Genomic DNA, 369 nt, shown 5'->3' on the forward strand with positions numbered 1-369 from the left:
ATGCGGGTGTGGCGGAATTGGCAGACGCACTAGACTTAGGATCTAGCGCCTTTGGCGTGGGGGTTCGACTCCCTTCACCCGCACTTTTAATAAAATATCTCAAACATGTCTTGCGGAAGTAGTTCAGTGGTAGAATACAACCTTGCCAAGGTTGGGGTCGCGGGTTCGAATCCCGTCTTCCGCTCCAATTTTCAATATGACATGCCGGGGTGGCGGAACAGGCAGACGCACAGGACTTAAAATCCTGCGGTGGGTGACCACCGTGCGGGTTCGACCCCCGCCCTCGGCACCATATGCGCCCGTAGCTCAATTGGATAGAGCGTTTGACTACGGATCAAGAGGTTAGGGGTTCGACTCCTCTCGGGCGCG

Annotated in this window: 4 tRNA genes; all 4 read left to right on the forward strand. The window is 55.6% G+C overall.

The annotated features are described in order from the left end of the window. Window positions 1–2: 2 nt before the first annotated feature. The 4 genes from RT27_RS32020 (at window position 3) to RT27_RS32035 (ending at window position 369) form a co-directional block, all read left to right on the forward strand. A tRNA-Leu gene (locus RT27_RS32020) sits at window positions 3–83 on the forward strand. A 29-nt stretch (window positions 84–112) separates the two neighbouring features. After that, window positions 113–187, forward strand: a tRNA-Gly gene (locus tag RT27_RS32025). Between the two features lie 16 nt (window positions 188–203). Beyond that, window positions 204–292, forward strand: a tRNA-Leu gene (locus RT27_RS32030). 3 nt (window positions 293–295) lie between these two features. Continuing rightward, window positions 296–369, forward strand: a tRNA-Arg gene (locus RT27_RS32035).

This window comes from Bacillus sp. L_1B0_5 (assembly GCF_000836715.1).
GTDB classification, from domain to species: domain Bacteria; phylum Bacillota; class Bacilli; order Bacillales; family Bacillaceae_G; genus Bacillus_A; species Bacillus_A thuringiensis_S.